This is a genomic window from Paenibacillus sp. FSL R5-0928 (assembly GCF_037970385.1).
In the GTDB taxonomy this organism is placed as follows: domain Bacteria; phylum Bacillota; class Bacilli; order Paenibacillales; family Paenibacillaceae; genus Paenibacillus_AQ; species Paenibacillus_AQ odorifer.
Window position 1 is genome coordinate 853,251 of the sequence record NZ_CP150225.1, and the last position, 16,695, is coordinate 869,945.

A 16,695-nucleotide genomic window follows, 5' to 3' on the forward strand; every position below is an offset into this window, starting at 1 on the left:
CTCTATTTATTATTTGGAAAGTGTCCGAGAAACAGACAGACCTGTTTTGGGATATGTTTTAGGTGACAGCTTTTCATTTCAATTGTGATTGATTGTGGCAATTCAAAATCGCATTTAGATGCCTTTATAAAGTGTTTAGATGATAACAATCTGCCACGTCCCAAATATGCTTTGATCACGCACTGGCATTGGGATCATACCTTTGGTATGCATGCTTTTGACGGGGAAACTATAGTCTCTTCAGCAACGAATGAGGCACTAAAGCGCCTGAAAGAATGGGAATGGGATGAAGAAGCTGTGGTAAAACGTTTAGAGACCAAAGAAGAAATAGCATTCGCCTATAACTGTATGAAAAAAGAATATGATACGTTTGATAAGATTAAGGTTAGCACAGGAAATATTATTTTCGAGGATGCTTTAACGCTGGATTTAGGGGGCACCACTTGCCAGATTATAAAGGTAGGAGGGCCACATGAAGCGGATTCTTGTGTTGTATATATAAAAGAAGCGGGAGTTTTATTCGCAGGTGATGCACATAGCGGGGATTATTATCATGGAGAAGGTAAAATTGATCCGATTAAAATGAAAAAATATATTGAGTTTTTATCGACTCTTTCATTTACTACGTATATCCCGGGGCACGACGCCCCTATGAGCAAGGAACAAATCATTCCCTTGTTAAATAGATTTTGTGAGGTAAAGTAAAGGCTAGCCTTATCACATAACAGCTTATTTTATTAGGTGAATTGTTAGGTATGAATTCGGTAGTGTACCGGACGCATGCCTTTTTGTTGTGCCTGATGGGGCAGTTCATAGGGGGTGGCTTATTTGCGTTTATTGGGAAGCAGCGTTACGATTAATCATAAGCAGCCTTGCTTCAAACCCCTCCTGAGCTATTAGAAATCTTAGACGAATTATACATCGATGGCTGGGGACATGTACAGAAAGGGAAACAGAAATGGATAAGAAAATAAGCGTAGAGAATCTAAAACTGACACCACAAAATGATACTTATTATATTGCTTGGAGTATCGGAGTCGATAAGAAGTATAAAAAGCATATGAAAAAAGAAATAAAGAGCCAACTCACAGACGTTCTAGGATCCATGACTCAAAATAATGCTGTGGAGGATATTTCAGTTTACAGTCATAACAAAACAGCCGAAAAACATGGAGAATTCATTATATGGGATTATCTTATCCTAATGCAGATCAAGGAAAAAGAAGATGCCGAAATCATTTTACCTAACTTAAAAAATGTGAATATACCTTTCGTGCTCGAAACAATCCGTATGGAGTTACTTGTAACTACACCAAACAGTACGTACCCTACACCAGGGGAAGGCGCGAGAAAACGGCATGTAAAGCCATTTTATGCAATTGAATATGTCGATGTTCAGCCTAATCATTTAGATGAATTCCGGGACATAATGATTAACAATAACGGACCGGCAATGAAGTACATAATGGAGGAAGCGAGATGGTGTCATAATTTTTATGCATTAGAAACGCTGACTGTCTTCTATCATAATTCAAGTTATCCTACTTGGAATCAGATTCATGTCATAGGTTTGTATTTGGAATCAATTTTTCTATATAAAAAAGATTTCTCAAAAGGGCTGGCACTGACCCACAGCATTTCATTTGAAGAAAACTTTGCGCAGTTAAAGAAGATAAGAACCATGTTATATAAAACGATCGGGAGAAAGATGATCTAGAATAGACCAATGGATCAATGGATCAAACCCACCCCGTAAACTCCAATATAGACGCTTTAGCGGATTGTGCTTCGGATTGTGCGCCTTTACGCCATTGTTTAGGTGACTCACCCATAAGCTTGGAGAAACATCGGTTGAAGCTGGATATGGACTGAAAACCGACTTGCTCAGAGATGGAGAGAATGGAATCGTCCGTACTTTTTAACTGCTTGCAGGCCTCTTCAATACGGGTACTGTTTAGGAAGTCGAGAGGTGCGGACCCCATAATCTCATGGAATTTCCTGCGGAAATGAGTGGTACTTAGGTGGCACAGATCAGCTAAAAAATCGATGGTAATCGGCATCATGTAGTTTTTAGTGATGTATTCCAGAACGGGTGAGATGACAAAATCGCCCTTCAGGCTATGCTCTGTGTCTTGATTAATCAAGGGTTCATTCCGGGAATGAATTCTAAGAAGCTCTATATAAAGCGATAACAATAAGCCGTAGGCACTTTCTTGATAGTAAGGATTTTTTTGCTTCAATTCCTCTAAGACCGATGTCGCAAGGGTATAAACCTTGGGATGTTCCTCTTTGTTCAAAATACAGTTTGTTCCCTTAATTGCCCACAGATTCGGCTCAAAGTTGCTGTAAGCGCTCTTGAAGGATTGCTGAAAAAGATCCTCAGGCGAAAAAAAGATATAAGACCACAGACTGGCTTCATTCGGCGAACTATAAGTTGTATGAGGGAGATACCTAGGGATGAAGGTCACATCTCCGGCTTTAAAAGGCACAGATTCTCCTTTGATCTCCATGATGCCGCTATCCGAATGGCAAATGCCAATCTCCAAATGATTATGGAAATGCAGATGTTCACTTTTAATATCAGAAATCTTCCAACGTTCACCGCTTAACAGCAGGATAGGAAAGTTTATCGGTAAGCTGTAGTGGCGGTATTCAATGATGGGCTTCTTTTTTCTGGGCATATTGGGTCCTCTGCTCCCATTCCGTTGATTTGTGAAGAGTATAGGTGAAAGTGATTTCGAGTTCAACTATAGAGAAGTTTGGAACTGTAGGAGCGTTAGCGTCCGCCTTTGTCAGCAGATTTCCACCGCGAAGAGCGGTATAAAATCAAGAAATTCTTACGACAACAGCGGCCGGAAGTCCAAACATTCTCTGTAGTCACGGCCAATCCCGAAATATAAGAACTACTAGTTAATGGTTGAAATTGCACAGTTTAGTTATGAATATGCTTAGAATCAGACCATTTTACTACTTACAATAGAGTTAGTAAAGCGTTTACAATATGGGCGGACAGCTCTCAAGCGCCTTTGGGGGCGTGTGCGAAAGAGAGGAGAAACAAGATGCTTCAATTAACTTATGACAGAGAAGAGATTTTAAGGGTCACCGACAAAGTGGTCAGAAAAACAATGGCGATGGATTTAACATGGGACTGGCCTTGTGGTGTGGCTTATTATGGGGTAACCAGAGCTTATGAAACTACAGGAAATAAAGAGTATTTGGATATGCTTGTCCAGTGGGCAGATGAATATATCGAGCTGGGTCTGCCGGATTGGACAGTTAACACCTGTGCTATGGGCCATATGCTGATCACCTTGTATGAAGAAACAGGTAACCAGAAGTATTGGGATATTGTGATGAGCAAAGTGGATTATCTGCAGAACAATGCGCTTAGATTCGGAGATCATGTGTTGCAGCATACCGTCTCTATTTCTAATGATTTTCCAGAACAGGCATGGGCGGATACCTTGTTTATGGCGGCATTTTTTCTGCTTCGTGTAGGAAGCAAATTAAAGGATCAGGAAATGATCCAAGATGCCTTGAATCAATATTATTGGCATATCAAATACCTGCAAGATCCTAGCAGCGGGTTTTGGTACCACGGCTACAATAATGTGAAGCAGGATCACATGTCTGGACTATTCTGGGGCAGAGCGAATGCTTGGGGCGCATACACTATGTCGCAAGTTAAAAAGCTTTTGAAAGAATGGTATTTGTATCCGCAGTGTATGGACGTGGAGTGTTCGCTGCGCGATCAGCTGGCCGCACTCAAGCTGGTGCAAACGGAGAACGGCCTGTGGCGGACAGTACTAGATGATGAGGAGTCTTATGAAGAAGTATCCGCGTCTTGCGGCATTGCGGCTGCTATGATCAATAACGGCAATCCGCTGCATACCAAATATGTGCAAAAGGCCCTGAAAGGCATTTTGAACAATATCAGTGAAGATGGACGGGTACTGGGTGTCTCTGGCGGAACAGCGGTTATGAAGGATCGGGAAGGATACCGCAATATTCCAAAAGACTGGATTCAAGGCTGGGGTCAAGGCTTAGCATTAGCTTTTCTATCCGATATGCTTAAATAGGAGGGATCCAAGTTGTCCAAAAAAACAACGGGGGCCTTTACACTGCCGGGAGAATCCGGTTATGAGGCATTGACCCTGGAATTAGCTGAACGTTGGGGTGCCGATGTCATTCGTGACAGTGACGGCACACAGTTGTCCGATGAGATTATCAACGCAGGATACGGCATTTATTCTACAATCTGCATCATCAGAGATCATAACGAATGGGCGTCCCAGAATTCAGACAAGCTGCAGCAGAGCTTTTTAATAACAAATCCTAAGGTAGCGGTACAAGATTATTTATCCATCTATCTGATGGAGGATTTTTTTGCTGAACAATTCCGAGTGAATGATTCCAAAGAGGCGTTTAAGTACTGGCAGGTTTTTGACCGAACGACGGGCGAAGAGGTTCCAAGAGAACTGTGGAATTATGAGCGGGAATCGGGAAATGTAGTCATTACTGGAATTGCACCTTGGCATAAATACACAGTCAGCTTCATGGTCTACCGGATTTGGGAAGAGATCTCCATGTACAATCACACCACGAATCACTGGGAAAAAGAGCATCTGATGCAGATTGATCCCATCTATGTAGAAACGCAAAAATATTTACTCCATTGGATAGAAGATTGGTGTCATAAGCATAAGGAAACAACAGTGGTTCGGTTTACCTCCCTCTTTTATAATTTCGCCTGGATCTGGGGCAGTGATGAGCGCAATCGCCATTTGTTCTCGGACTGGGGTTCATATGATTTTACGGTAAGCTCAAGAGCGCTTGATCTGTTTGCCAAAAAATATGGGTATTCGCTCACGGCCGAGGATTTTGTGAATGGTGGGAAATATCGGGTCAGTCATATCCCGGCGCAGCAGCGGAAGCTGGACTATATGGCATTTATCAATGATTTTGTCATCGAATTTGGTAAGCAATTAATTGATATTGTGCATAAGCACGATAAGCTGGCGTATGTCTTCTATGATGATAGTTGGGTTGGCATGGAGCCTTACAATGACCGTTTTGAGGAGTTTGGTTTTGACGGGATGATTAAATGTGTGTTCTCAGGGTTTGAGGCAAGGCTTTGTTCTGGTGTAAAAGTAGATACCCATGAGATTCGGCTGCATCCCTATTTATTTCCGGTTGGATTGGGAGGGCTCCCTACGTTTATGGAGGGAGGTAACCCTACGCTCGATGCCAAAAAGTATTGGATTAATATCCGGCGCGCCTTGCTCAGAGAGCCTATAGATCGGATTGGACTGGGCGGATATTTGCATCTTGTAGAGCCTTATCCGGATTTTTGTGATTATATCGAAAAGATCGCGGATGAATTCAGAGAAATTAAAGAGCTGCATCATAAAGGCAAACCGTATCACATTAAGACGAAGGTAGCCATTTTACACGCTTGGGGTAAATTGAGATCGTGGACTTTGTCCGGGCATTTCCATGAAACGTATATGCATGATCTGATTCATATCAATGAGGCTTTGTCCGGATTGCCGATTGAAGTCCAGTTCATTGATTTTGAAGATATCCGTCAGGGAGTATTACAAGAGTGTGATGTAGTGATTAATGCCGGCTCGGCAGGTTCAGCATGGAGTGGCGGAGAATACTGGAGTGACCATAAGTGCGTGGACTTACTGACAGCGTGGGTTTATGAGGGCGGTACTTTTATAGGTGTCAATCAGCCTTCGGCGCTTGAAGGTTATGACAGTTTTTTCAGAATGGCCCATGTGCTTGGTCTCGATGAGGATACAGGCTCCAAGGTAGCTCATGGAAGATGGACATTTGAGGCTAGAGATGAGCAAGGTTTAGTGCCTGAAGGAGCCAGTATAACACCTAAAAATAACATTTATCTTACGGATGGCTCGGCAGCGGTATTGTGTGAAAAGAGTGGGATGATAACATTGTCTGCCCATGCCTTTGGTAAAGGAAATGGGATCTACCTGCCTTCTTTCACCTTAAGCTTTGAAAATACAAGATTGCTGTTAAATGTGATTCGTTATGCCGGGAATGAGTTAAAGGACACAAAGTATATTACGGATAATTTATATACAGAGTGTGCGTATTATCCAGAAAGTAAAATACTCGTCGTGATTAACAATAGCGACCAGCTTCAAAAAACTACGATTGATACAGAATATGGACAACAAACGTTGGAAATAGATCCGTTTGATACTATTATCCGAACTATTGGCGATTAATTACATTAAAAAAGCTCAAGCCAGCGGCTAACTTGCCGATGCTTGAGCTTTTTGCTGTGAGGCCTATAGTATCTATTATCTACTTATTTTGCTTTTATGAATTCAGCAGATTTGATCCCAGCTTGACGGCCGAAAATAATGATTTCTGCAACAGAGTTGCCGCCGATCCGGTTTTGTCCGTGTAAGCCGCCTGTAACTTCACCTGCCGCAAACAGACCAGGAATAGCTTCACCATCTTTATTCAGAACTTCTGTGTTCGTATTGATCTTCACGCCACCCATGGTGTAGTGAATCCCAGGAGCAATTTTAATAGCGTAGAAAGGACCAGTGGACAGGTCATTGTCCATTCCTGTAGTTCTGCCAAATTCGGCATCCTTTTTATTCTTAACGGCGCTGTTCCAAGTATCAAGCGTTGTTGCCAGCTTATCCTCTGGAACACCGATTTCTTTGGCCAAAGCTTCGATGGAATCCGCCTGAATCACGAAACCCATTTTGTCATATTGTTCAATAGCCTTCACACGGGATTTAACACCGGAATCAAAGACCAGCGTAGCTGCTTTTTCAGGTAGTGTATTGATGGAAGCTGTTACTTTATCACGGGTATCCAATTCGTTGGTGAAGCGTGTGCCTTCACTGGAAACAAGGATAGCGCCTTCCCCACGAACAGCTTCGCCAATGAGGTAGGATTTTTCTTGCTGCACAGTCGGGTGAACTTGGATTTGATCCATATCGACGGTTGTGCCGCCGAGTTTCTCAATCATCTTGATGCCGTCTCCGGTACTGCCGATTTGGTTAGTAGTAACGTAGCCTTCCAAGTCAGGTCTTACTTCGGAGATCAAATCCATATTGGCACCGAACCCGCCAGTGGTTACAACGACAGCATCTGCCGTAATTGTTTTTTCCTCTGTTTGGTTAAAAAGGACTTTGACGCCATTTACTTTGCCATCTTTTTCAGTGATTTCTTTGACATCAGCATTCACAAAAAGTGGGATTTCTTTCTCTTGTACGTTTTTCACTAAACCTTTGACAAGGTATTGACCCACAGCAGAGCCATCTTCAGGACGGTGTGTACGTTTTTCGTTCATGCCGCCTGTAATGGTGATATTGTTCAAGCGGATTCCGATGGAATCCAGCCAATCGATCGCACTCGCGGAATTATCAACGAAGAAACGAAGCATTTCTTTGTCGTTAGTGTCATGGCCACCTTTTAATGACTCTTCATAAAATAAATCATTGCTGTCTTCAATGTTTTGTTCTTTTTGAAATTTCGTTTCAGAAGCGTTCATTCCCGAAGAGGATTTGGTTGTGTTCCCGCCGGCAACCGGCATTTTTTCCAAAATAACAGGGTTCATGCCTTTCTCTTTGGCCTCAAGCGCTGCGGACATTCCCGCACCACCCGCACCGACAATGATGATATCATATTTATCTTTTAATTGATCGAATGGTGTGTAGCTTGCTTCAGATGCCCCGGAGACGGCTTCAACTTCTTTTTTCTCGTTGTTATTACTCTTGCTCTCGTTCACCTTGTCGTTTCCATTACCGCAACCTGCGGTAACGAGCATGACAGAGAGGACGAGACTCAGAGCACCAGCTGCTTTCTTTTTCATTGTTAACCCTCCACTTTTATATTTCTCTATTAAGATGTACTTAAGATGTACCAAAAGAACCCGACAAAAAAGAAAGGAAGTATCAGAGGGAGTTGGAAGTGGAGAAGCGCGCGCGTCGCTGTTATTCTCCTAACTTCAAATCTTCTACGGTTACGTCCACAGTTTCCATCGTTATTCTCTTTAGTTCATCTTCTTATTAAGTATACCATCAATCATGACTATTAGTGAAAGTTTTCACAAATTATACAAGTCGTCTATTCTAACATAGGGTAACGAAATATTGAGCAGATTAGGCGCGATATAGGCCATAAACCTTGTAATTAGAAGATTTTGGCGTAAGATTTTCTTACTGTAGGAGCGGAACTGTCACGGATTAGTAAAGTGGTTTTTGTTCTTCTGGATTTTTAAATGGTAAAATGAGAGTATTGCCTACTAGTCAATCCGGAAAGACTAACATGAGACATAGAAACAAATTCTAATTAATAGGTGAGAATATGGAATTTAATAATGTAATAAAAGAAAAGGTAAAAGAAGATAACTATAAAGTGTTTGCTTTACTAAGCCGCTATTTGAATAATACCCCCGACTTTATTAACAAAGAAGAAATTGAAGAAATCGTAAACTGTGGTGTATCTTATGAATACGCTTTTGGTTTAATGCTGGCTGCTGCTTTTGGGATGGATACGGTTGATAATGTTGATGATAAGGAATTGTTTAACCAATATTTTAGCAATATGCTTCATAAGCTTGATGCAAATGAATATTATGACAATCCATATTATAAAAATATCAAGATTCCTACTATAAAGATTAATAATAGTGAATTAAAATATGAAAAATATAAACCTTTTGAAGGTTTTGTTTGCAATGATATCATCCGGACAGAAGAGGGAAGACAAATTCCTCAGGTTGGTTTTTTTCAAAATGAATTCATGTTCCCGGCCGTCTTGGAGAATGATAGAATCTGGATGACCATCACGCCAAATGAAATAGAAACAATGAAAGAAGCTGTAGATAAAGCGTTTGGGAATGTTCTTACGTTTGGGCTTGGGCTTGGCTATTATGCTTATATGGTTTCTGAAAAAGATAATGTTGAAAGCATAACGGTTGTTGAAAAAAATCAAGATGTCATTGATCTATTTAATAAATATGTACTGCCCCAATTCAGTAATGCTCACAAGATCAGGCTTATCCAAGCAGATGCTTTCGAATATGCAGAACAACATATGTCTAAGGAAAAATATGATTTTGTATTTACGGATTTATGGCATGATGTTTCTGATGGAATGGACATGTATTTAAAAATGAAAAAGTTTGAAAAGAAAAGCCCGGATACTGTATTTATGTACTGGATAGAACAATCTATTTTATGTTATTTGTAATTTTGGGTTGCGTAAATCCGTAGTAGCTGACTCCGAAAGGAAGAACCATTTTTGAAAACTCCTATATCTCTCATAAATTGGCTAGAGCACAACGAAATCATGAACGACTTATTAAATCAGGAAGACAGCTTAACTGCGCATACAATGGATCAAGGATTTGAAGCTGAGGTCATAAGGATTAATTCTGATCAAGAGAGCTATGTACTGAAAACATGGAATAAGGAATCCAGACCGGATGTCCAGTTTCAATATCGTTTATTGGATGTTCTATCCGAACGAGGAGTAGCCGTCTCTAAACCAGTGGGCTGGGGAATCAATCCGGAGGGATATAAGGTGTTGTTAACAGGTTTTGACGGAACCCCTATTCATAAAATGAATACCAGGAAAATGAAGGAACTCGCAAGCCTATTAGCAAAAATACATAAAATTCGCGTTGAAGAGATTGGAAATATACAACTGCCAAAATACAATTTCATCGGCTACTTTTTCCCTGAAGCCAAAGAACAATCTGATATTTTTAATGTATTGACTACTCTTGTTGAGCAAACTCCAATGAAGCAAGATTGTATCATTCATGGGGATTTTCATATCGGAAATATAGTGGAGGATAAAGAGCGATATACCATAATCGATTGGACGAACGGCCAGTTGGGAGACTCTAGATATGATTTTGCCTGGTCACTTATTCTGCTGAAAATATATATCTCCGTGCGTTATGCTGATGTGTTCCGAACTGCTTATCTATTGGAAAATGATATGGATCAGGAAGAACTTGAGATCTTTGAAGCTTGGGCATGTCTACGGTGGGTTTTGCTGAATAGAAGAGGTAGCACACCGAAAGGGCCTAATACAACGAAGAGAGTGAAAAGTTTAATCGCTGATAATCGGTTTTTAAAAAAGATGGATAGTAAATTCTTCTGATGTACGCAAGGATGGATGGATTTTCTGGGAGATTGGGTATATAATATAACCCGATTCCCAAGGCAATAGCCGCTTTTAAGGGCGGTAGGCTTCAGCAAATAGGACACGACAGATAGACCGCATACCTTTGTGAGTGGGCGGTCTATTTGCGTACCCCTCTTTCTAAATCTCTTCCTTGCGAATTCCCAAACATCCGATTTTCATTGGATTTTCAGTTTGGGTGTTTATAATGCTTTTTATGAATCGGGGCAGCGGATTGTAAAGGGCTTTCGATTGCGTAAAGGAGGTTTTCCATGATAAGAGGAATTCAAAAAACATTGTATCTCATACTTGCATTCTTTATCGGTCTTTTTATCGCGTCCTCTTTTTTTATTAGGGCGAAATATAATTATTTCGTATATGGGGATACGCCAATTTTGGAGAGACAACAGCTGGGTCTTTTTATTCTAGTGATCGCAGTGGTGCTGGCATTAAGCGTTATTTTGTATAAAATGTGCCTGAAGCTTAATAAGTACAGTTGGAAAATAGTCATTCCAGCCACACTGCTATTTTCTTTTGCAATCCAGATGGTGATTATCTTTCTGTTTCCACGCTTGCCGACGGATGATTCGCAGACAGTGCTTTCATTGGCACTCGACATGCTGTACAGGAATGATTATTCGTCGTTTGACACGAGCGGCTATCTGCATATGTTCCCGTTTAATTTTTCGATTGTTTTATATTTAAAGACGTTGTTGTTGATCTTTCCGGATAATTATCTGGTAATCAAAATATTTAATATTCTGTTTACACTGTTAACCTCATTAATGATTTACATGCTGTATAAAGAGCTTAATTATAAGTCCAAGGATAAGGATTATGGCATCCTCGTGTTTGCCGCAACCTATATCCCTTCATTGTTTATGAGTAATTTTATCTATAACGATGTGATCGCTACCGCTTTCCTGACAAGTGCTTTATATTTTGCCATAAGATTTATCAAAAGAAGGTCCATTAAGGATATTCTCTTCGCAGCTCTCTTACTGGCAATAGGCAACTATTTCCGCAGTATCGGTGTTATTTTTCTGATTACCGTGGTGGCGGGTCTTTTATTTAACATACGTTCTATCGGGGTGAAAAAGGTTTTTAGCGCTTTGTTTATCACGGTCATATTGTTTAATGTTCCCGGCTGGACGCAAAATGCTGTGCTGCAGGCGACGAATGTTGTAGATGAACCGATGAACGAAAATTCCGCACCTGTCTACATGTGGCTGAATATGGGGATCAATCTGGAGACGTTTGGGTTCTGGGACAACCGGGAGAGCTACGCTATCTATCAGCAGGATGCAAATTATAATAAGGCAGAAAGTACGGAGTTATTTAAAGAGGAAATCCGTAATAAACTCTCCGAGGCGGGCCTAAGTGACTTAGTGAAGATGTATTATAAAAAAATCGTTTGGACTTGGACGGAAGGAACCTACCAGATGGAACGATATGGGCTCGGAAACGACGGATCATCCAGTAACGGGGGAAGAATGGGCTTTGTCATGGACCGTTATAGCTACACTAATGCTGCTACGGATTTGTTTAAGGCAGACTCCAATTATAGAAGCGGAATGTTGTGGCTGCTGTATGTCCTGAATTTTCTGATGTATGTATTTATACTCGTTCGCTTAATTGGTGGAATAAGAGCCAAAAGATTTGAAGAGACCTCTTTGATTCTTGTGGTGCTGGGCTTTATCGGATTCTATCTTTTATGGGAGATCAAGTCCCGGTATATTTACCCGGTGTATCCGCTGTTGATCGTATTATCCTACATGGGTTTTAAGGACGTATACGATTATATGTTAAAAAGATATTTTCCACGTTAACTATGTTCGCTCGGAAAGAGGGGATTCAAAGATGCGGATCAAGCGATATTTCGCTTTGCTCATAGCAGTGCTAAGTTGTTCCATGGTGCTCGTCTCCTGCGATGCTATTACCGCACAGAAGATAACGAGTACTGACTCCGGGTCAAGAGCGAACGGGGGACAGGGCTTCACCGGCGGGCGGGGGAAAGATGGGGGCGGATCTCCCGGCATGAATGGTGGGACAAGGAGAAACGGCAACCCAGGTACAGATGGCGGTGGCGCACAAGGTGGCCGGCAGTGAACAAATTTCATGAACTTGCCCCAAGCCTACGAAGATTAAGTGTGATAGGATAAGGTTACATTTAAATTCCCCGCGGGGGTAAGAAAAGGGAGCACCATGAGAATCATTATATCGCCTGCCAAGAAGATGAAGATGGATACAGATTTCTTGGATTGCCGCCAGATGCCGCAATTCATAAGCGAGTCGCAGACTCTTCTGGCCTTATTACAAAAGTTGAATTATGAAGAAGCCAAATCGTTATGGAAATGCAATGATGCCATCGCCACGCTGAATGTGGAACGGATTCGGGATATGGATGTAACACGGAATCTTACACCGGCTATCTTTTCTTATGAGGGAATCCAGTACCAGTACATGGCACCCGGGGTACTTCAAATGGAGGAGCTGGAATATCTTCAGCAGCATTTACGGATATTGTCCGGATTCTATGGAATCGTCCGGCCATTTGACGGCGTTGTTCCCTACAGGCTGGAGATGCAGGCTAAGCTTAGCGGACCTGGTTTCAAGTCTATCTACGAGTTCTGGAACAGGAAGCTGGCAGATCAGCTATTTTCGGAGACTGACATCATTCTGAATCTGGCCTCTAAGGAATACAGCAAGTGCATCTCCCCTTATATTGGCGGGAACGTTCGCATGGTTAGTTGTATATTCGGGCAGGAGATCGGTGGTAAGGTAGTGGAGAGAGCGACCCTGGTCAAGATGGCCAGAGGTGAAATGGTACGCTTCATGGCTGAGCGGCAAATCAGCTGTGTGGAGGATATCAAAGGCTTCGACGGATTTGATTTCAGCTTTGCTGATGAGCTGTCGGATGAGAGTACGTATGTGTTTATTCAGAAAAAGAATGACTAGAGCAAGCAGTACATGAAGGTAATTCTGAAGGAGGTTGAATAACCGGCTTCAGGGTTACCTTTATTTTTTGGTCAACGAAACCAGATGCTGAATTCCAGTTTTTTTAAAGGGGATAGATTAGGGTATAGAGAATAAAGTTCGGGTGGAATAAGAACAGGTTAACGAGGAGGACTTATGATTTTCAAAAGAGATCCATTGGATAAACAGAGCTTACTTAAAGAATTGGATTCGCTAGGCTATTCCGACAGAATCAAAAAAGTAGCAATCTTAGGCCGTGATCATCTCGGATCTGTCCAGTACTCGCAATTACTAGCCTCTTTGCTGGAGGATGGCGTTTATGAAGCGCGACTTGCCTTAATCGGCGCCATTGCAACACAAGATGCTGCTATTATTCTATCAGCACTGCGGCATCCCAAGGCAAGTATCAGAAATACGGCTGCGGGTCTTTTGGCAAAGGTGGCTTCGGATGCTGATATTGAACGTGAGCTCCCCCATTTATCCCATGATTGCCGCCGCAAGCTGCTGCATAGTATTTCACAGATTAACCGTCAGGAATTAGCGGAACGCTTATTGCCTGTAGTGTATGCCCGGTGGGGAGCAGAGGAAGCCGCGATTATATTGCAGGCCTGTTATTCGGCAACGGTAAGTAAATGGCTAGCTGATATCGGGTATGCCATAAAAGACTGGAAGAAATTATCCAGCCGGCATCTTGACGTAGTGGCGGAATACTTTGCAACAACACTGGAAAGCACACCACTCAGGGAAAAAGGCTATGTCTGGTGGAGATTCTCATCAGCTCTGGAGATCCTATGCAATCTGAAGGCAGATTTGGTGCTGGAGTGTGCGCTGAATCATGGACCCATGGACATCATACATCCTGCTTTAAAAGAACAGCTTGGCACGCTTGTACGCCAAAATCCTAATAAGGTATATCAGCTGTTAACACGAACGGAGTCGCGGAGCGATCTGATTTCTTATGGTGTTCCTGAAGCTGTTCTTAAAAGGAAAAAATATTTATCCATTGATCAATGGATTGAGATAGCGAAACTACTCGCAGATCACCCTATGCACATAGCAAAGCTACTTCATAATATTGCACCCTCTAACCGCAAAGTCATTTTCGATGCTGTGTATGAAGAAGATAAACGCAATGAACGCATTTTTCCGGAAAGATTACTGTATGTATTACCACATGCCTTGCGTGACAAGGAAGCCACCCGGATGCTTGGCCTTCGTGAAATCAATGATGACCGGGAGAGAACAGTCAGATTTACTGCTTGCCGTTCTATTCTTCATTCAAGAGCGGGACTTGAACAAGCAACACAGGTATCCAGTGCAGACGAACGTGCCACGGCGCTTATGCAGCTGATCAGAAGTACCGTTCTGTCGAGACAGGGCATGAATGAAACTTTGGTGTACCTGGGCCGGATTAAAAATGATCAGGATCCTGTCCGGGGCGCTGTATTTAAAGAGCTATCGGAAAGTCCTGCGTCTGTGTTCACGGATGCCCATGTACAAGAACTTACTTTGCTTGTTGATAGTGTTATAGAGGCCAGAGATACTTCATATGGTACAAAATTTTCCGTTCAACAACTGGCATTTGCTATTCTCCGGCATAACGCATTACTTCCTCACGGTGAGCTGTTTAAGTTTTCTTTAAAGACGATTCAGAAATTGGCCAAGCAGAATGGGCAGCTTTCCCTTCCATCATTGGAGAAGAATTTACCCCGGGGAGTAGAAGAGATTATCTTCGACGAAATTTATACATTAGCTGTACAGGCCAACAAAAGAGAAGACTACAATCTGGTGTTAAGTCTAGCTAGCTCATTCGGTAAAAGAGGTTACGGCATCATAAAACTTCAAAATCTGTTAAAGGAAGCAACGAGGGCAAAGGCAGATTCTACAGCCATACAAGCGGCCAGATACTGGCTTGCGCCTCATACAACGCGTGATGCCAGAGTTAAGGAATTATTAGCTTTAGATAAATCGTATATTACGATCCATGAAGTATTCCAGCATCTGCATCTGAAGCGTCAAGAATGGCTCGATCCTTTTATTTCAGGGGCTGTCATTAAGGGCAAGTTCCTATCAGGCAAAACTATCTATCTTGTGCCGGCCGCGGATGGATTCCACAGATGGCTGCCACGTCAGCAACAAGCTTTAAGTGCCTTATTAGAAAAAGTTGCATACGATGCCAAACGTAATCTTTGGGAGCGTGCAAGCGTTATTAAGATCATGGCAAGCATGCCTGATCTCGGTTCGGATAGGTTACTGGGGCTTATGCAGGATAAGGAAGTAACTGTAGTAGAAGCTGCACTTCATGCCTTTTCACTTATGGAAGAACCGGAGAAGGCACTTCCCGTTCTGCTGGAGAATCTGGATGGGGACCGGGCCCGTGTAGCCATGTACTCGATACCCAGATGCATCCGCAGGGTGAATCCGGTGTTACTGGTTACCATGCTGAAAGAGCTGCTGAATCGGGATAAGCTGAAGATCACTGTCAGAAAAGAAGCCATCCGCTTACTGGGCGCTTATAGAAGCGATGACAGTCTTCCGCTATTGATGAACGAGTTCGAGAAACCCAATGCACACAAGGATGTAATCATAGCCATAGGGCATGCTGCGAAACAGCTTTTAGATGATGAACGCGCTTGGGACATGTTAAGTACAATGGCTTCTTCATCAGAAAGTGACATCGCAGGAAGTTTATTATCTCAACAGCCTAATGCTCTTCCGCTAGACTTTAGACCACGTTATCTAGGATTAACCCTTGAAATTGCAAGGCACCAGGATGCGTATATTGGCAGATATGCTTTCATTTCTATGATGCGGTGGACAAATGGAAATGAAGGGATTGTTGCAGCTGCCACCGCTCAGTCTATTACGGATTTGGAAGACAGCACTAGATGGGAAACTGCTATGTATACGCTGGTAGAAACCTGTCGCGATGGTAAGATCAATGAGGTAGTAGTTGGTGTATGTCAGAGACTGGTTAGTGCAGCGATAAGTGATGAATGGAACGCTACTGCCAAAAGAGATTTGCCTCATCGGCAACGTCTACTGAAATTAGTCAACCAGCTGATAGCTTTGCCAAAAATCACCCGGATGCACCTTATCCCTTTGTATACGGATCTGATTGACTGTCTGGCATCTGATGAGACCTTACAGCAAGCTGTGATGAAATTGTATATAGCAGCAATAGACTGGAATAACGTGGAGGAATCCGCCAATTATCTGAATCGGATAGTTACCACTATTTCAAATCAGCCCCAGCTATTAAGCGATGTTTATAAGCAGGTCGCGTATAATTTAGAAGAGAGCACGGGATACTGGAGTCCGGAAACTTTATTGGAAATTGTAGATGTTCTAGAGTCTGAGAGCCGTTACGAATCTCAGTATATTGGACTTTCGCTGCTTGAAGTTGCCGGAAGTGCTCTATTGTGGAGTCCAGAGCCTGGAGAGCGTCTGCGGTTGTACAGAAATCACACGAACCTTGCGGTTCGCTCACTTGCGCTAAATATTTGGACGGCGATAGATTAGTTTTTGATATTT

12 protein-coding genes are annotated in these 16,695 nt (G+C 42.3%); 10 read left to right on the forward strand and 2 right to left on the reverse strand.

Going from position 1 to position 16,695, the window contains the following annotated elements; all coding sequences use genetic code 11:
* The first annotated feature begins 84 nt into the window (after positions 1–84).
* Both MKZ16_RS03735 and MKZ16_RS03740 read left to right on the forward strand, forming a co-directional pair.
* Positions 85–705: an MBL fold metallo-hydrolase gene (locus MKZ16_RS03735; RefSeq protein WP_179089987.1), complete on the forward strand. Its 621-nt coding sequence runs from the start codon at positions 85–87 to the stop codon at positions 703–705.
* A 253-nt stretch (positions 706–958) separates the two neighbouring features.
* The gene (locus tag MKZ16_RS03740; RefSeq protein WP_076104110.1) at positions 959–1,717 is read left to right on the forward strand and encodes a hypothetical protein; all 759 of its coding nucleotides are present in this window, start codon (positions 959–961) and stop codon (positions 1,715–1,717) included.
* Between the two features lie 22 nt (positions 1,718–1,739).
* Here MKZ16_RS03740 and MKZ16_RS03745 read toward each other — a convergent pair whose 3' ends face one another.
* Positions 1,740–2,681 (reverse strand): AraC family transcriptional regulator, encoded by a 942-nt coding sequence (locus MKZ16_RS03745; protein ID WP_036684829.1) that lies wholly within the window; start codon positions 2,679–2,681, stop codon positions 1,740–1,742.
* Positions 2,682–3,059: 378 nt separating this feature from the next.
* Here MKZ16_RS03745 and MKZ16_RS03750 point away from each other — a divergent pair, with 378 nt between their 5' ends.
* Both MKZ16_RS03750 and gnpA read left to right on the forward strand, forming a co-directional pair.
* Positions 3,060–4,079 (forward strand): glycoside hydrolase family 88 protein, encoded by a 1,020-nt coding sequence (locus MKZ16_RS03750; protein WP_076104109.1) that lies wholly within the window; start codon positions 3,060–3,062, stop codon positions 4,077–4,079.
* A 12-nt stretch (positions 4,080–4,091) separates the two neighbouring features.
* Positions 4,092–6,254: a 1,3-beta-galactosyl-N-acetylhexosamine phosphorylase gene (gene gnpA / locus MKZ16_RS03755; RefSeq protein ID WP_076104108.1), complete on the forward strand. Its 2,163-nt coding sequence runs from the start codon at positions 4,092–4,094 to the stop codon at positions 6,252–6,254.
* An 83-nt stretch (positions 6,255–6,337) separates the two neighbouring features.
* On the opposite strand, the gene MKZ16_RS03760 is transcribed toward gnpA, so the two are convergent.
* Positions 6,338–7,861 (reverse strand): flavocytochrome c, encoded by a 1,524-nt coding sequence (locus MKZ16_RS03760; RefSeq protein WP_036684833.1) that lies wholly within the window; start codon positions 7,859–7,861, stop codon positions 6,338–6,340.
* 494 nt (positions 7,862–8,355) lie between these two features.
* On the opposite strand from MKZ16_RS03760, the gene MKZ16_RS03765 reads away from it, so the two are divergent.
* The 6 genes from MKZ16_RS03765 (at position 8,356) to MKZ16_RS03790 (ending at position 16,683) form a co-directional block, all read left to right on the forward strand.
* Entirely contained in the window at positions 8,356–9,243 is an 888-nt protein-coding gene (locus MKZ16_RS03765; protein WP_256715442.1) for a hypothetical protein, read from the forward strand.
* A 99-nt stretch (positions 9,244–9,342) separates the two neighbouring features.
* Positions 9,343–10,164, forward strand: coding sequence for an aminoglycoside phosphotransferase family protein (locus tag MKZ16_RS03770; protein WP_076104168.1), 822 nt, complete (start codon positions 9,343–9,345; stop codon positions 10,162–10,164).
* A 293-nt stretch (positions 10,165–10,457) separates the two neighbouring features.
* Entirely contained in the window at positions 10,458–12,014 is a 1,557-nt protein-coding gene (locus tag MKZ16_RS03775) for a glycosyltransferase family 39 protein (protein ID WP_076104107.1), read from the forward strand.
* Between the two features lie 31 nt (positions 12,015–12,045).
* Positions 12,046–12,294, forward strand: a complete 249-nt coding sequence (locus tag MKZ16_RS03780; RefSeq protein WP_036684840.1) for a hypothetical protein — start codon at positions 12,046–12,048, stop codon at positions 12,292–12,294.
* Between the two features lie 96 nt (positions 12,295–12,390).
* Positions 12,391–13,143 (forward strand): peroxide stress protein YaaA, encoded by a 753-nt coding sequence (yaaA, locus tag MKZ16_RS03785; RefSeq protein ID WP_036684841.1) that lies wholly within the window; start codon positions 12,391–12,393, stop codon positions 13,141–13,143.
* 174 nt (positions 13,144–13,317) lie between these two features.
* Positions 13,318–16,683 carry a HEAT repeat domain-containing protein gene (locus MKZ16_RS03790; RefSeq protein WP_339815364.1) on the forward strand — a complete coding sequence of 1,122 codons (3,366 nt, stop codon included), beginning with the start codon at positions 13,318–13,320 and terminating at the stop codon, positions 16,681–16,683.
* Positions 16,684–16,695: the final 12 nt, after the last annotated feature.